We start from the raw sequence: 15035 nt of genomic DNA, 5'->3' as shown, positions 1-15035 counted from the left end.
CCAAGGACGCGCGCAACTCGCGCTCCCGCATCGAGGCCCACCGCGCCGCCGCCCGGATCATCGCCGAGCCGGCGCCACGGATCTACGACGCTGCCCGCAGCCGGTCCCTGGCCTCCATCAGGGCGAAGCCCAGCAGGTTCAGGCCGCGCCAGCGGGCGGGGTCCAGGGCGCGCTCGTCGTCGGCCGCCAGCCCGATGCCCCAGATGCGGTCCAGCGGGCTGGCCTCCACGAGCACCCGGTCCCCGGTGGACAGCAGGTAGGAGCGCAGCGCCGGCGTCGAGCCGAACTTGTGCACGCTGCCCTCCACCACCAGGGCGAACCGCTCACGCTCCCAGACCGCCTCGTCGAAGCCGCGCACCAGCCGCCCGGCCTTCTTGGCCTCGGCCGGACTCGCGGCCCCCACGGCGGCCCGCTCGGCCTGGGAATCCCCGAACAGCCGTGCCTTGCCGGCCATCATCCAGTGCTCGGCCGTGTCATAACGGACATCACCCACGGTGAAGGGGGAGGGCCACCACTGGCTCATACAGCTCGGCCCCAGTGTCCCGTCCGGCCGCGGACGGTGTCCCCAGAACGGCAGGTACTTCACCCGCTCACCGCGGCTGACCTGCTCGATCAACTTGTCGATCATCTCCATGCACGCGAGTCTTGCAGTCGCCACGGACACTTCGTACGGGTTTTGAGGTGTCCCTTGACACATGGTCGACCGATTCCGTCGCGTAATCAAAAGGCAACAACGGAATCACTTGGCGGTGGGGAACACCTCTGCCAGGATCGGCACTCAATTCGAGCTGAAGCTACGGAGAGCGTGAGAGCGTCATGGGTAACCGCTTCCAGGTCAAGGACCGCTTCGCAGACGGCGCGCAGTACATCGACGGGCAGCTGAGGCCCGGCACCTCGGGGCGGTCGCACACCATCGTCGACCCGGCCACGGGTGGGCAGGTGCTCACCTACGAGCTCGCCTCCACCGCCGATGTCGACGACGCCGTCGCCGCCGCCAAGCGGGCCTTCCCCGCCTGGTCCGCGGCCACCCCGGGCGAGCGCTCGGACGCCCTGCACCGGCTGGCCGCCGTGCTGACCGAACAGGCCGAGGACTTCGCCCACGCCGAATCGCTCCAGTGCGGCAAGCCGATCAAGCTGTCCACGGAGTTCGACGTCCCTGGCACCATCGACAACACCGCCTTCTTCGCGGGCGCGGCCCGCCACCTCCAGGGCCAGGCGGCCGCCGAGTACTCCGGCGACCACACCTCCTACGTCCGACGCGAGGCGATCGGGGTCGTCGGCTCCATCGCCCCGTGGAACTATCCGCTCCAGATGGCGGCCTGGAAGATCCTCCCGGCCATCGCCGCGGGGAACACCATCGTCCTCAAGCCCGCCGAGCTCACCCCCCTCACCTCGCTGATGTTCGCCCAGGCGGCCAAGGAGGCGGGCCTGCCCGACGGAGTGATCAACATCGTCACGGGCGCAGGCCGGGACGCGGGCGAGCACCTCGTCGGGCATCCGGACGTGGTCATGACCTCCTTCACCGGTTCCACCGCCGTCGGCAAGCGCGTCGCCGAAATCGCGACCGCCACCGTCAAGCGGCTCCACCTGGAGCTCGGCGGCAAGGCGCCCTTCGTCGTCTTCGACGACGCCGACCTGGAGGCCGCCGCGCACGGCGCCGTCGCCGCCTCCCTCATCAACACCGGCCAGGACTGCACCGCCGCCACCCGCGCCTATGTCCAGCGGCCCCTGCACGACGCCTTCGTCGCCCGCGTCGCCGCGCTCATGGAGAGCGTCCGCCTCGGCGACCCCTTCGACACGGCCACCGACCTCGGCCCGCTGGTCTCGCACGCCCAGCGCGACCGGGTCGCCGACTTCGTGGAGCGCGCCCGCACGTACGCCACCGTGGTCACCGGAGGCGAGGTCCCCGGTGGCGAGCTGGAGGAGGGGGCGTACTACCGGCCCACCCTGATCACCGGCGCCGCCCAGGACAGCGAGGTCGTCCAGTCCGAGATCTTCGGCCCGGTCCTGGTCGTCCTGCCCTTCGACACCGACGACGAGGGCATCGCGCTGGCCAACGACACCCCGTACGGTCTGGCCGCCTCCGCCTGGAGCCGGGACGTCTACCGGGCGAACCGCGCCACCCGCGAGATCAAGGCCGGCTGCGTCTGGGTCAACGACCACATCCCGATCATCAGCGAGATGCCCCACGGGGGCTACAAGGCCAGCGGCTTCGGAAAGGACATGAGCCTCTACTCCTTCGAGGAGTACACGCAGGTCAAGCACGTCATGTACGACAACACGGCGGTCGCCGCGAAGGACTGGCACCGCACGATCTTCGGGGACCGATAGCCACCACCGCCGTTCGACCAGCGGCCGACCTCCCGAAAGGGCACAGCGCATGGAGCAGTTCGAGCCCGACCGCCTCTCGGCGGCGCAACTCGCCGCGATGCGGCGCAGCCTCACCAGCGGGCGCGGCGCCCTCACCCGCCGCTCACTGCTGCGCGCCTCCGGTGCCGGAGCGCTCACCCTCGGTGGCCTCGCCTCCCTGTCCGCCTGCGGCATCCCGCCGGCCAAGCGCGCGGGGGACACGGCGGCGGCCTCCGACGACCACTCGGCCCAGGAGAAGGAGGTCAACTTCTCCAACTGGACCGAGTACATGGACATCAGCGACGACGAGAAGACCCACCCCACGCTGGACGAGTTCACCAAGCGGACCGGGATCAAGGTCAACTACACCGAGGACATCAACGACAACGTCGAGTTCTTCGGCAAGATCCGCCCGCAGCTCGCGGCCGGCCAGGACACCGGCCGTGACCTGATCGTCGTCACCGACTGGCTCGCCGCCCGCATCATCCGGCTCGGCTGGGCCCAGAAACTGGACCCTTCCCACCTCCCGCACGCCTACGCCAACCTGATCCCGCAGTTCCGCACCCCCGACTGGGACCCCGGCCGCGCCTACAGCTACCCGTGGACCGGCATCGACACCGTCATCGCCTACAACGCCAAGGCCACCGGCGGCAAGAAGGTCGACTCCGTCACGCAGCTGCTCGACGACCCCACCCTCAAGGGCCGGGTCGGCTTCCTCACCGAGATGCGCGACACCGTCGGCATGACCCTGCTCGACCAGGGCAAGGACCCGGCCACCTTCACCACCGCCGACTTCGACGCGGCCATCGGCCGGCTCCAGAAGGGCGTGGACACCAAGCAGATCCGGCGCTTCACCGGCAACGACTACACCTCGGACCTCGACAAGGGCGACCTCGCGGCCTGCCTGGCCTGGGCCGGTGACGTGATCCAGCTCCAGGCCGGCAACCCGGACATCAAGTACGCCATCCCCGCGCCCGGTTACATCACCTCCAGCGACAACCTCCTGGTCCCCGCCAAGGCCCGGCACAAGGCCAACGCCGAAAAGCTCATCGACTTCTACTACGAGCCGCCGATCGCCGCCCAGCTGGCCGCCTTCATCAGCTACGTCTGCCCGGTCGAGGGGGTCAGGGAAGACCTTGCCAAGATCGATCCCGAGCTCGCGGACAATCCCCTGATCATTCCGGACAAGGCGATGTCCGCCAAGGCGCACGCCTTCCGCTCCCTCACCAGCGAGGAGGAGACCGCGTACGAGGAGAAGTTCGCCAAGCTCATCGGAGCATGACGAACGGCCCCGTACCGGCACCCGCGCTCCGCCCCTTGTGACGACACCACCACCGAAGGCCCAGGTCCATGACTGACAAGACCGCGGGCGGCGACGTCCGCCTCGCCGGGATCAGCAAGCACTACGGCACGTTCACCGCCGTGCACCCGCTGGATCTCACCATCCCCCAGGGTTCCTTCTTCGCCCTGCTCGGCGCCTCGGGCTGCGGGAAGACCACCACCCTGCGCATGATCGCCGGCCTGGAGGAGCCCTCCACCGGCACCGTCCACCTCGGCGAGCGCGAGGTCACCCACCTGCCGCCCCACAAGCGCCCGGTCAACACGGTCTTCCAGAGCTACGCGCTGTTCCCGCACCTGAACATCTACGAGAACGTGGCCTTCGGACTGCGCCGCCGCGGCATCAAGTCCGTCAAGAAGCAGGTCGAGGACATGCTCGAACTCGTCGAGCTCGGCCAGTTCGCCCAGCGCAAGCCCCACCAGCTCTCCGGCGGCCAGCAGCAGCGCGTCGCCGTCGCCCGCGCGCTCATCAACCACCCGCAGGTGCTCCTGCTCGACGAGCCCCTCGGCGCCCTCGACCTCAAGCTGCGCCGCCAGATGCAGCTGGAGCTCAAGCGGATCCAGACCGAGGTCGGCATCACCTTCGTGCACGTCACGCACGACCAGGAGGAGGCCATGACCATGGCCGACACGGTCGCCGTGATGAACGGCGGCCGCGTCGAGCAGCTCGGCGCCCCCGCCGAGCTCTACGAGAACCCGCGCACCACCTTCGTCGCCAACTTCCTCGGCACCTCGAACCTCATCGAGGCCCAGGTGGTGGAGGCCGGCAGCACCGACGTCGCCGTCTCCAGCGCGGGCACGAAGCTCCGGCTGCCCGCGGCCCGCTGTTCGACCGCGCCCAAGGCCGGCGGGAAGCTGCTGGTCGGGGTGCGCCCGGAGAAGATCTCCCTGGTCCCCGCGGACGAGGAGAGCGCCATCGCCGCCGGCCGCAACAAGGTCCACGGCCGGATCGCCGACTCCTCCTTCATCGGCGTCTCCACGCAGTACGTCATCGACAGCCCCGTCTGCCCCGCGCTGGAGGTGTACGTCCAGAACATCGAGCGCGACGCCCGCCTGACCCCCGGCGCCCAGGTGGTCCTGCACTGGAACCCGGAGCACACCTTCGGCCTCGACGCCGCGCAGTCCATCGACGCGGGCATCGAGACGGTCGAGGAGAGCGCATGACCGCCCCCGCCGCACTGCCCGAGGTCGCCGCGCCCGCGGAACCCCCGGCGCACAAGCCCTCCCGGCGCAAGCGGCTCGTCCCGTACTGGCTGCTGCTCCCCGGCATCGTGTGGCTGCTGGTCTTCTTCGTGCTCCCGATGGTCTACCAGGCCTCCACCTCGGTGCAGACGGGCTCCCTCGAAGAGGGCTTCGAGGTCACCTGGCACGTCCGGACCTACTGGGACGCCCTGACCGAGTACTACCCGCAGTTCCTGCGCTCCCTGGCGTACGCCGGCACCGCGACCGTGCTGTGCCTGCTGCTCGGCTACCCGCTGGCCTACCTGATCGCCTTCAAGGCGGGCCGCTGGCGCAACCTGCTGCTCGTGCTGGTCGTGGCGCCGTTCTTCACCAGCTTCCTGATCCGCACCCTGGCCTGGAAGACGATCCTGGCCGACGGCGGACCCGTCGTCGCCGTCCTGAACAAGATCGGCTTCCTGGACGTCACCGCCTGGCTCGGCATCACCCAGGGCGACCGGGTGCTGGCCACGCCGCTGGCCGTGGTCTGCGGTCTGACGTACAACTTCCTCCCCTTCATGATCCTGCCGCTCTACACCTCGCTGGAGCGCATCGACACCCGCCTCCACGAGGCGGCCGGGGACCTGTACGCCACGCCCGCCACCACCTTCCGCAAGGTGACCTTCCCGCTCTCCATGCCCGGCGTGGTCTCCGGGACCCTGCTCACCTTCATCCCGGCGAGCGGCGACTACGTCAACGCCGAGCTGCTCGGCTCGACGGACACCCGGATGATCGGCAACGTCATCCAGTCGCAGTACCTGCGGATCCTCGACTACCCGACGGCCGCCGCACTGTCGTTCATCCTCATGGCCATCGTGCTGATCATGGTCACCATCTACATCCGCCGCGCGGGGACGGAGGACCTGGTCTGATGCGTACGCTCACCGGCTGGCTGCGCCGCCGTCTCGTCGTCGTACTGGGGCTGTGCACGCTCGCGTACATGATCCTGCCGAACGTCGTGGTGACGGTCTTCTCCTTCAACAACCCCACCGGGCGCTTCAACTACGCCTGGCAGGAGTTCTCGCTCGACGCCTGGAAGGACCCCTGCGGGGTCGCCGACCTGTGCGGCTCCCTGTCCCTCTCGCTCCAGATCGCGCTGTGGGCCACCCTCGGCGCGACCGTCCTCGGCACGGCCATCGCCTTCGCGCTGGTCCGCTACCGCTTCCGGGCGCGGGGCGCGGTCAACTCCCTGATCTTCCTGCCGATGGCCATGCCCGAGATCGTGATGGCGGCCTCGCTGCTCGCCCTGTTCCTCAACATGGGCATCGAGCTGGGCTTCTGGACGATCCTGATCGCCCACATCATGTTCTGCCTCAGCTTCGTCGTCGCCGCCGTCAAGGCGCGCGTGCTGTCCATGGACCCGCGGCTGGAGGAGGCCGCCCGCGACCTCTACGCGGGCCCGGTGCAGACCTTCGTACGGGTCACCCTGCCGATCGCGGCACCTGGTATCGCGGCGGGAGCGCTGTTGTCCTTCGCGCTCTCGTTCGACGACTTCATCATCACCAACTTCAACTCGGGCAACACCGTCACCTTCCCGATGTTCGTGTGGGGATCGGCCCAGCGCGGTACGCCCGTGCAGATCAACGTCATCGGCACGGCGATGTTCGTCATCGCGGTGCTGGTGGTCTTCGCCGCCCAGCTGGTCGGCAGCCGCCGCAAGAAGGCACAAGCCAAGTAACCCCGTAGGGAGTTGGAAGACATGGCCCCAGTCGCCATGCGAAGCGTTGCGCAATCCCTTTCCGAAGCACTGCCGGTCTCGTACTGGCTCGACGACCCCGGCAAGCCCGCCGCGCAGCCGGCGCTGACCTCGGACGAGGCCTGCGACCTGCTGGTCATCGGCGGCGGGTACAGCGGGCTGTGGACCGCCCTGATCGCCAAGGAGCGTGATCCCGCACGCGACGTGGTCCTGATCGAGAGCAAGGAGGCGGGCTGGGCCGCCTCCGGGCGCAACGGCGGATTCTGTGCGGCCTCCCTCACCCACGGCCTCGCCAACGGTCTGGCCCGCTGGCCCGGGGAGCTCGCCAAGCTGGAGGAGCTGGGCGCCCGCAACCTCGACGAGATCGAGGCGGCCATCGCCCGCTACGGGATCGACTGCGACTTCGAGCGCACCGGCGAGATCGACGTCGCCACCGAGCCCCACCAGGTCGGCGAGCTGCGCGAACTGTACGAAGAGGCCCAGAAGCTGGGCCTGGCGGCCGGCTCCCGCTGGCTGGAGCGCGACGAGCTGCGCGCCGAGATCGACTCCCCGACCTTCCTCGCGGGCCTGTGGGACACCGACGGCGTGGCCATGCTCAACCCGGCCCGGCTCGCCTGGGGCCTGAAGCAGGCCTGCCTGGACCTAGGGGTGCGGATCTACGAGAACACCCGCGGCCTCTCGCTGGCCGCCTCCGGCGCCGGGATGGCGGTACGCACCCCGTACGGGCGGGTCTTCGCCCGCCGGGTGGCCCTCGGCACCAACATCTTCCCCTCGCTGGTGAAGCGGATCCGCCCGTTCACGGTCCCCGTCTACGACTACGCGCTGATGACCGAGCCGCTGACCGACGAGCAGCTGGGGGCCATCGGCTGGAAGAACCGCCAAGGCCTGGGCGACAGCGCCAACCAGTTCCACTACTTCCGCATCACCCCCGACCACCGCATCCTCTGGGGCGGCTACGACGCCGTCTACCCCTACCGCGGCAAGCTGGACTCCGAGTACGACCACCGCCCCGAGACGTACCTCAAGCTGGCGCAGCACTTCTTCACGGCCTTCCCGCAGCTGGAGGGCATCAAGTTCAGCCACGCCTGGGGCGGGGCCATCGACACCTGCTCGCGCTTCTCCGCCTTCTTCGGCACGGCGCACTCCGGCAGGGTCGCCTACGCCGCCGGCTACACCGGGCTCGGCGTCGGCGCCACCCGCTTCGGCGCCGAGGTGATGCTCGACCTGCTGGACGGGGCGCGCACCGAGCGGACCGAGCTGGAGATGGTGAAGTCCCGGCCGATGCCGTTCCCGCCGGAGCCGTTCGCCTGGACCGGCATCACCCTCACCAAGTGGTCCCTGGCCCGTGCGGACGCCCGCGGAGGCCGCCGCAACCTCTGGCTGAAGGTCCTGGACCGCCTCGGTCTCGGCTTCGACAGCTGAGTGCGCGGGCGTGCGCCGCCGCGCTCCCCGAGCCGTTTCGCCTCCATGGAGGAGGAAAACCCGCGTCATGACCGTGCCCGGCCCCGCTCTCCCCGGGTGAGGACCCCCTCACCTACAGGGAACGCAGGACGGGCGATGCCGGGCTGGGTGGCCGTGCCGTATCCCGGCCGGGCGGCGGGCGGGGTGCGCCGGCGGGTGGTCCCGGACGGGAGCGGGACGCTCACGGGCCCCGCGGTGCTGGAGCTCGCCATGCACGAGGCGGCAGCGCGGTCGGCGGGGGAGGCGGGCCGGTCCGGCCCCTGACGGCCGGCCCCTGACCCCGTGACCGCCGGCGCCGACCTGCCTCCCCGGGGTGCCGCTGGTCGGCGACCGCCGGCCGGTCCGTGCCGAAGTGGTGCAGGATCCGGCCGGGGCGAGCGGACCCCCCCGCCGCCTTCCCTGGCAGAGAGAGCGAGATCGGCGACAGCCTAAGTCCGCGGTCCTACAGTACGAGCCGCGGTGCGGGCGACGGCCAGGAGCAGCGGTGCGCACAGGAAGAGACTGGCCAGGACGTCGAGCGGCCAGTGCCAGCCGCGCAGGACCAGCCCGGCGGCCGTCGCGCCCGTCAGGGCGAGGGCGAGGGGCAGCGGCCAGCCGCGGCGGGCGTACGGGCGGACCAGCAGCGCCGCGCCGACGTACGCGACCGCCGCGGTGGCGGTGTGGCCCGAGGGGTAGTAGCCGGCCGCCCAGGGCTCCAGCGGCCCCGGCCGGGCGGTCCACTCCTTCAGCGGCACGATCACGGCCGGCACCAACGCCATGGCCGCACCGGCCGTCAGGGCTCCGATGCGGTTGCCGCGCCAGGCGGCGTACGCCATCGCCAGGGCCAGGACGGGTACGGCGACCGGGATGTTGCCGAGGTCGCTGAGGCGCTCGGTGACCGCGTCGGGAACCGTACGCACCACCGCGCGGCTGAGGCTCTCGTCCGGCGCGAGCAGTGGACCCGCCGCCAGGACCTGCCAGGTCGTCAGGACCAGGCCGAGCAGGGAGAGAAGGAGGAGAGTGGCCGGCCACCCCGGAACAGGGGGGATGGTTCCGGGGCGGCCGCCCTGACCGGGTTGCCGTGCGCCCCGGGGGGTTTGGGGCGGACGGCCGTCCGATCGGAGGTGAGTGTGCGCGAACGCATGCCCAGTGCGGCGCTGGGGAAGCCCGGTACTGGAGTCGCCCCCGGTTTCCCGGGAACGGGGTGTCTCACTCATCTGCAGAAACCGTACGGCAGCAGAAAGGGGACCGACAGCAGGATCGCGGTCCTGCCATCGGCCCCCCACATCTTCTTCACAGTGCCCGACCGTTACCGGCGGTACCGGTGGGTCCCTGTGTTCGGACGTTCGCTCAGATGCCCGCGAACGCGGCCTCGATGATGTCCAGGCCCTCGTTCAGCAGGTCCTCGCCGATGACGATCGGCGGCAGGAAGCGGAGCACGTTGCCGTAGGTGCCGCAGGTGAGGACGAGCAGGCCCTCGGCGTGGCAGGCCTTGGCGAGCGCGCCGGCCGCCTCCGGGAAGGGGGTCTTGGAGACCGGGTCCTTGACGAGCTCGATCGCGATCATGGCGCCGCGGCCGCGGATGTCGCCGATGATCTCGTACTTCTCCTGCATGGCCGTCAGGCGGGCCTTCATGACGGACTCGATCTTCTTCGCCGCGGCGTTGAGGTCGAGCTCCTTCATGGTCTCGATGGAGCCGAGCGCACCGGCGCAGGCCACCGGGTTGCCGCCGTAGGTGCCGCCCAGGCCGCCCGCGTGCGCGGCGTCCATGATCTCGGCGCGGCCGGTCACGGCGGCGAGCGGCAGACCGCCCGCGATGCCCTTGGCGGTGGTGATCAGGTCCGGGACGATGCCCTCGTCCTCGCACGCGAACCACTGGCCGGTGCGGCAGAAGCCGGACTGGATCTCGTCGGCGACGAAGACGATGCCGTTGTCGTTGGCGAACTTCACGATGGCCGGCAGGAAGCCCTTGGCCGGCTCGATGAAGCCGCCCTCGCCGAGGACCGGCTCGATGATGATCGCGGCGACGTTGTCGGCGCCGATCTGCTTGGTGATCTGGTCGATCGCCTGGGCGGCGGCCTCGGGGCCGCAGTTCTCGGCACCGGTGGGCCAGCGGTAGCCGTAGGCGACCGGGACGCGGTAGACCTCGGGGGCGAACGGGCCGAAGCCGTTCTTGTACGGCATGTTCTTCGAGGTCAGCGCCATCGTCAGGTTCGTACGGCCGTGGTAGCCGTGGTCGAAGACGACGACGGCCTGGCGCTTGGTGTACGAACGGGCGATCTTGACGGCGTTCTCGACGGCCTCGGCGCCCGAGTTGAACAGCGCGGACTTCTTCGCGTGGTCACCGGGGGTCAGCTCGGCGAGGGCCTCGCAGACCTCCACGTAACCCTCGTACGGGGTGACCATGAAACAGGTGTGGGTGAAGTCGGCGAGCTGCGCGGACGCGCGGCGCACGACGGCCTCGGCGGAGGCGCCGACCGAGGTCACGGCGATACCGGAACCGAAGTCGATCAGACGGTTGCCGTCGACGTCCTCGATGATGCCGCCACCCGCGCGGGCCGTGAAGACGGGCAGCACGGAGCCCACGCCGCCGGCCACCGTCTCCAGACGGCGGGCCTGCAGCTCCTGCGACTTGGGGCCGGGGATCGCGGTGACGAGCTTGCGCTCCTGCGGGACAGCGGTCATGGAGGGCTCCTGGGGGGTGTTTTCGGACGCACTTGTGTCTTTGTCCGCAGGCTAGGCCCGCCGGAGGGGGTACTGCATGCTCCGTTCGGGAGTGGTACCCGCGTGTCCTTGTCCGCGACGGCCATAGGAAGGACCTCTCGGCTGTCTTGTGGACGCTGCCGCGGTACGGGCCCATCGCCGCCGCGGGGCCACTACATTGATCTCCGCGTGACGCAGCGCAGGCACGGGCAGGGGGCAGGGGTTTCATGGACACCGACGGCACGCACGGCACCGATGAGAAGCGGCCGCCGCGCACCGGGCACGTCCCCCGGCCGGCGTCGCCGCCGGGACTTCCGCCGAGGCCCGCCCAGCCCCCGGCCGCCGGCCCCGGCCTGACCGAGTGGCTGCGCACGGCCCGCCCGGCCGCCGAGCCCGGCATCTGGCGCTACGGCCACACCGCCCGCGCCGCCCAGGAGTCCCCGGAGGTGCCCGACCGGGCGCTGCTGAGCGGCGCAGTCATCTCCTTCCTCGCCTGCGTCCTCGTCTGGTCGCTGATGCGCAACGGCTACCTGCCCTACTGGGACGCTCCGGTGAAGCTGTTCACCCCCAACGCCTGGTGGCAGGGGAACGGGGAACCCGTCCCCGGGTCGGGGGGCCAGCGGGCCAAACCCGTCTACGAGTGCCTCTTCGACGCCGCCCTGCTCTACGGCTTCGGCCGGCTGGGCAGCTGGCGGCTCGCGTGGAACCGCCTCGTCGCGGCCCGCGGCCCCTTGTGGCAGGCCGCCGCCGCGGTCCCCCCGGCCTACCTGGCGATCCTGCTCATCGGCCACTACCAGCTGCCGCTGCGCGACCTCGTCTATTCCTTCCTGCCCTTCGGCACCGACCAGGTGGCCAACCAGGAACTCGTCACCGCCGCGGACACCGCCGTCGACGTGGCCGTCGTCCTGGCCTTCGCCTGGATCGGCGGGGTGCCCGGCCTGCTCCGGAGACTGCGTCCCCGCCCCGCCGGAACGGCAGCCCCCGGCGGCGCCGCCGCCCCGGCCCCCTCCCACCCGGAGGAGGACCCCGCCGGCTGGCCCGAGGTGCGCGCCGCCGGGCTCCCGGAGATCGCCGACCGGCTCGGCGCCGAAGCCGGGGCCGGGCGGATGAACGACGTCGACTACACGCGGATCCGGCGGGCCTGGGACTCCGTACGGGCCGACCCCTCGCGGGCGGCGGCCTTCGCCGACGCGGTGCGGGCCCAGGGCGCCGCCGCCTGCCTGCACCCCTCCAAGGCCCGGGACCTGCCCGTCCGGGCCGCCCGGCACGACCTGCTGACCCGGCAGGTCCTGCTCGGCGCGGTCGACGACGGCGAGCGCACCCCGTACGCCCGGCGCGGGACCCGACTCGCCCTCGACCCCGGCGTGCTCGGCACCTCGCTGCTCGCCGTCGGCCCCTCCGGCGCCGGCAAGACCCGCCACCTCGTCCGCCCCGTCGTCGAATCGCTCGCCCTCCAAGCGCTGGCCGGCCAGGCCGCCGTCGTCGCCGTCGCCTCGGCCGGCACCCGGCTCGGACCGGACACCGCCTACGACGTCGTGGTCCGCGTCGGCGACCCCGACTCCGTCTACGACCTGGACCTCTACGGGGGTGCCACCGACCCGGACGAGGCCGCCGGCCTGCTCGCCGAGGCCTTCGTCGGCGATGTCCCCGGCCTGGACGTGCGCCGGGCCGCGACCGCCCTCGCCCAGCTGCTCGGGCCGTTCCGGACGGCCTACGGCCGGTTCCCCGCGGTGCCGGAGCTGCGCGAGCTGCTCGACCAGGTGCCCGCCACCCTCGACCCGCTGCGCACCGCCCTGGAGGCCGCCGGGCAGCAGCCGATGCTGCGCGAGCTCGACGCCCGCGCCCGGCAGTACGGGGCCCAGGGCGACCCCGGGCCGCTGCTCGCCGACCGGGTGGCCCTGCTCGACCGGCCCGCCTTCACCGGCTTCTTCGACACCACCGGCGAGGGCCGCCCCTTCTCCCTGCGCACCCTGGAACACCCGCTGCGGGTCCGCGTCGACCTCCCCGAGCGCGCCCACGCCGATGCCTCCCGGATACTGGCCCGCCTCCTGCTCGCCCAGTTCAACGCCGCGGCGGCAGCCCGCGCCGACCGCTCCCTCTTCGCCTTCCTGGCCCTCGACGACGCCTCGCACACCCTGACCCCCGAGACCGTGCGCGGCGTCCAGCGGCTGCGTTCGGCGAACGCGGGCGTGCTGCTGACCCTGCGCACGCTGGACGACGTACCCGAGGCGCTGCGGACACCGCTGCTCGGGGCCGTCGGCTGCCGGATGGCCTTCTCCGGGGTCACCACCTGGGACGGCAAGCGCTTCGCCGAGGCCTGGGGCACCGAGTGGGTGGAAACGCGGGACGTCACCCACCGCACCGTCTTCGCCGACCAGCCGCTCACCCGGGCCATCCACGCCTTCCGCAAGCTCGTCACCGGCAAGGCCGTCACCACCGACGCCGTGACCGTGCGCCAGGTGGAACGGGAGCGGTGGTCGGCCTCCGAGCTGGCGCACGCCGTGCCGCCGGGACACGCGGTGCTCTCCCTGACCTCGGTCCGGGGCGAACGGGCGGCCCCGCTGCTGGTCCGGCTGGCGGACACCGGCTGAGCCGACCCGTACGGGGTGGCAGAATCGAGGAAGGCCGTTCATACGACACGGCGAAATCCCTCTCCCCGCTAAGGCCACCCCTCACCGATGCCGCTCACCCTCGCCTCACTCGTCCAGCACTCGGCGCTCAAGCTCAGCGTCCGGGCGGGGGAGGGCCGCCTCGACACCCCCGTGCGCTGGGCCCACGTCAGCGAGCTCGCGGACCCCGTCCCCTACATGGAGGGCGGAGAACTGCTCCTGATCACCGCGATGAAGCTGGACGCGGAGGATCCGGACGAGATGCGCCGCTACGTACGCCGCCTCGCCGCGGCCGGAGTCGTCGGCATCGGCTTCGCCGTCGGGGTCAACTACGAGTCCATCCCCGAAGCACTCCTCGAAGCCGCCCGCGAGGAAGACCTGCCGCTGCTGGAAGTACCCCGCCGCACCCCCTTCCTCGCCATCAGCAAGGCCGTCTCCGCGGCGCTCGCCGCCGACCAGTACCGGGCCGTGACCGCCGGCTTCGAAGCGCAGCGCGAACTGACCCGGGCCGCCCTGTCCGCCGACGGCCCCGCCGAACTGCTGGCGAAGCTCGCGGCGCACGTACACGGCTGGGCCGCGCTCTACGACACCTCCGGCGCCGTGGTCGCCGCCGCCCCCGAGTGGGCGGCACGCCGCGCGGCCCGGCTCACCCCCGACGTGGAACGGCTGCGCGAACGCCCCGCCCCGGCGAGCGCCGTGGTGGGCGGATCCGAGGACCGGGTCGAACTCCAGTCGCTCGGCACCGGGCGGCGGGCCCGCGGAGCGCTGGCCGTCGGAACCGGCGCCCCCCTGGGCACCGCCGAGCGGTACGCCGTGCACTCGGCGGTCGCCCTGCTGACCCTCACCACCGAACGCTCGCGATCGCTGCACGACGCCGAATCCCGGCTCGGCGCCGCCGTACTGCGCATGCTGCTCGCCGGGGAGGCCGAGCACGCGCAGGAGGTCGCCGGCGACCTGTACGGGGCGCTGCTGGAGGCGCCGTTCCGGCTGATCGTCGCCGAGCCGGCGCTGCCGGGAACGGCCCAGCCGGAAGGGCTGGCCCTGCTGGCCGACACGGTCGAGTCCGCGGCCGCCCGCGCCGGTGAAGCCCTGCTCGTGGTGCCCGGACCGGGCCGGCTGGTGGTCCTCGCGGCCGACGGCGGCTCCGCGGTACAGGCCTGCGCGGACCACGCCGAGGCGCTGGAATCGCGGCGGGGCCGCGACACCGTGGGACCGGAGCCGGACGAACTGGTCGTCGGCCTGTCCGCCCCCGCCGGGCCCGCCGGGGTGGCGGCGGCGTACAAACAGGCCGACCAGGCCCTCGCCGTGGCCCGGCGCCGCGGCCGCCCCATGGTGGAACACGAGGACCTCGCGGCGGGATCGGTCCTTCCGCTGCTCGCCGACGAGGCGGTGCGGGCCTTCGCCGACGGCACGCTGCGGGCCCTGCGCGAACACGACGAGAAGGGCCGCGGAGACCTCGTGGCCTCCCTGCACGCCTGGCTCTCCCGGCACGGCCAGTGGGACGCCGCCGCGGCCGACCTCGGCGTCCACCGGCACACCCTGCGCTACCGCATGCGGCGCGTCGAGGAGATCCTCGGCCGCTCACTCGACGACCCGGACGTCCGCATGGAACTCTGGCTCGCCCTCAAGGCCACCGGCACCCCCGCCTAGCCGGGAGCCCGCCCGCCCGGACGCCACAACGG

At 71.9% G+C, this 15035-nt stretch carries 12 protein-coding genes; 9 read left to right on the top strand and 3 right to left on the bottom strand.

Annotation, left to right across the window (positions count from 1 at the left end; all coding sequences use genetic code 11):
• Window positions 1–82: 82 nt before the first annotated feature.
• Window positions 83–634, bottom strand: a complete 552-nt coding sequence (locus AB0B01_RS23410; protein ID WP_361722334.1) for an NADAR family protein — start codon at window positions 632–634, stop codon at window positions 83–85.
• A 182-nt stretch (window positions 635–816) separates the two neighbouring features.
• Between AB0B01_RS23410 and AB0B01_RS23405 the strand changes: the two genes are divergently transcribed.
• The 7 genes from AB0B01_RS23405 to AB0B01_RS23375 all read left to right on the top strand — a co-directional run bounded on the left by AB0B01_RS23405 (window position 817) and on the right by AB0B01_RS23375 (window position 8326).
• Window positions 817–2331, top strand: coding sequence for a gamma-aminobutyraldehyde dehydrogenase (locus AB0B01_RS23405; protein ID WP_361722331.1), 1515 nt, complete (start codon window positions 817–819; stop codon window positions 2329–2331).
• A gap of 49 nt (window positions 2332–2380) precedes the next feature.
• Window positions 2381–3631: a spermidine/putrescine ABC transporter substrate-binding protein gene (locus tag AB0B01_RS23400; RefSeq protein WP_361722328.1), complete on the top strand. Its 1251-nt coding sequence runs from the start codon at window positions 2381–2383 to the stop codon at window positions 3629–3631.
• A gap of 68 nt (window positions 3632–3699) precedes the next feature.
• A complete protein-coding gene (locus AB0B01_RS23395; RefSeq protein ID WP_361722325.1) occupies window positions 3700–4851 on the top strand; it encodes an ABC transporter ATP-binding protein in 1152 nt (383 codons plus the stop codon).
• Window positions 4848–5777, top strand: coding sequence for an ABC transporter permease (locus AB0B01_RS23390; RefSeq protein WP_361722322.1), 930 nt, complete (start codon window positions 4848–4850; stop codon window positions 5775–5777). The genes AB0B01_RS23395 and AB0B01_RS23390 overlap by 4 nt, the downstream gene beginning before the upstream one ends.
• Window positions 5777–6583, top strand: coding sequence for an ABC transporter permease (locus AB0B01_RS23385; protein ID WP_361722320.1), 807 nt, complete (start codon window positions 5777–5779; stop codon window positions 6581–6583). Before AB0B01_RS23390 ends, AB0B01_RS23385 begins: the two co-directional genes overlap by 1 nt.
• Before the next feature lie 21 nt (window positions 6584–6604).
• Window positions 6605–8023: an FAD-dependent oxidoreductase gene (locus tag AB0B01_RS23380; RefSeq protein ID WP_361722317.1), complete on the top strand. Its 1419-nt coding sequence runs from the start codon at window positions 6605–6607 to the stop codon at window positions 8021–8023.
• Between the two features lie 135 nt (window positions 8024–8158).
• Window positions 8159–8326 carry a hypothetical protein gene (locus AB0B01_RS23375; protein ID WP_361722337.1) on the top strand — a complete coding sequence of 56 codons (168 nt, stop codon included), beginning with the start codon at window positions 8159–8161 and terminating at the stop codon, window positions 8324–8326.
• A 164-nt stretch (window positions 8327–8490) separates the two neighbouring features.
• Here AB0B01_RS23375 and AB0B01_RS23370 read toward each other — a convergent pair whose 3' ends face one another.
• Together AB0B01_RS23370 and gabT are read right to left on the bottom strand one after the other, a co-directional pair.
• A complete protein-coding gene (locus AB0B01_RS23370; RefSeq protein ID WP_361722315.1) occupies window positions 8491–8961 on the bottom strand; it encodes a phosphatase PAP2 family protein in 471 nt (156 codons plus the stop codon).
• A 430-nt stretch (window positions 8962–9391) separates the two neighbouring features.
• Window positions 9392–10726, bottom strand: coding sequence for a 4-aminobutyrate--2-oxoglutarate transaminase (gabT, locus tag AB0B01_RS23365; protein WP_361722312.1), 1335 nt, complete (start codon window positions 10724–10726; stop codon window positions 9392–9394).
• Window positions 10727–10971: 245 nt separating this feature from the next.
• On the opposite strand from gabT, the gene AB0B01_RS23360 reads away from it, so the two are divergent.
• Both AB0B01_RS23360 and AB0B01_RS23355 read left to right on the top strand, forming a co-directional pair.
• Entirely contained in the window at window positions 10972–13335 is a 2364-nt protein-coding gene (locus AB0B01_RS23360) for an ATP/GTP-binding protein (protein WP_361722309.1), read from the top strand.
• Between the two features lie 87 nt (window positions 13336–13422).
• Window positions 13423–15003, top strand: coding sequence for a PucR family transcriptional regulator (locus AB0B01_RS23355; RefSeq protein ID WP_361722306.1), 1581 nt, complete (start codon window positions 13423–13425; stop codon window positions 15001–15003).
• Window positions 15004–15035: the final 32 nt, after the last annotated feature.

It is taken from the genome of Streptomyces sp. NPDC044571 (assembly GCF_040647115.1).
GTDB lineage: Bacteria > Actinomycetota > Actinomycetes > Streptomycetales > Streptomycetaceae > Streptomyces.
The sequence above is the reverse complement of the archived record's forward strand: the minus strand, read 5'-3'. Positions and strand labels throughout refer to the sequence as shown.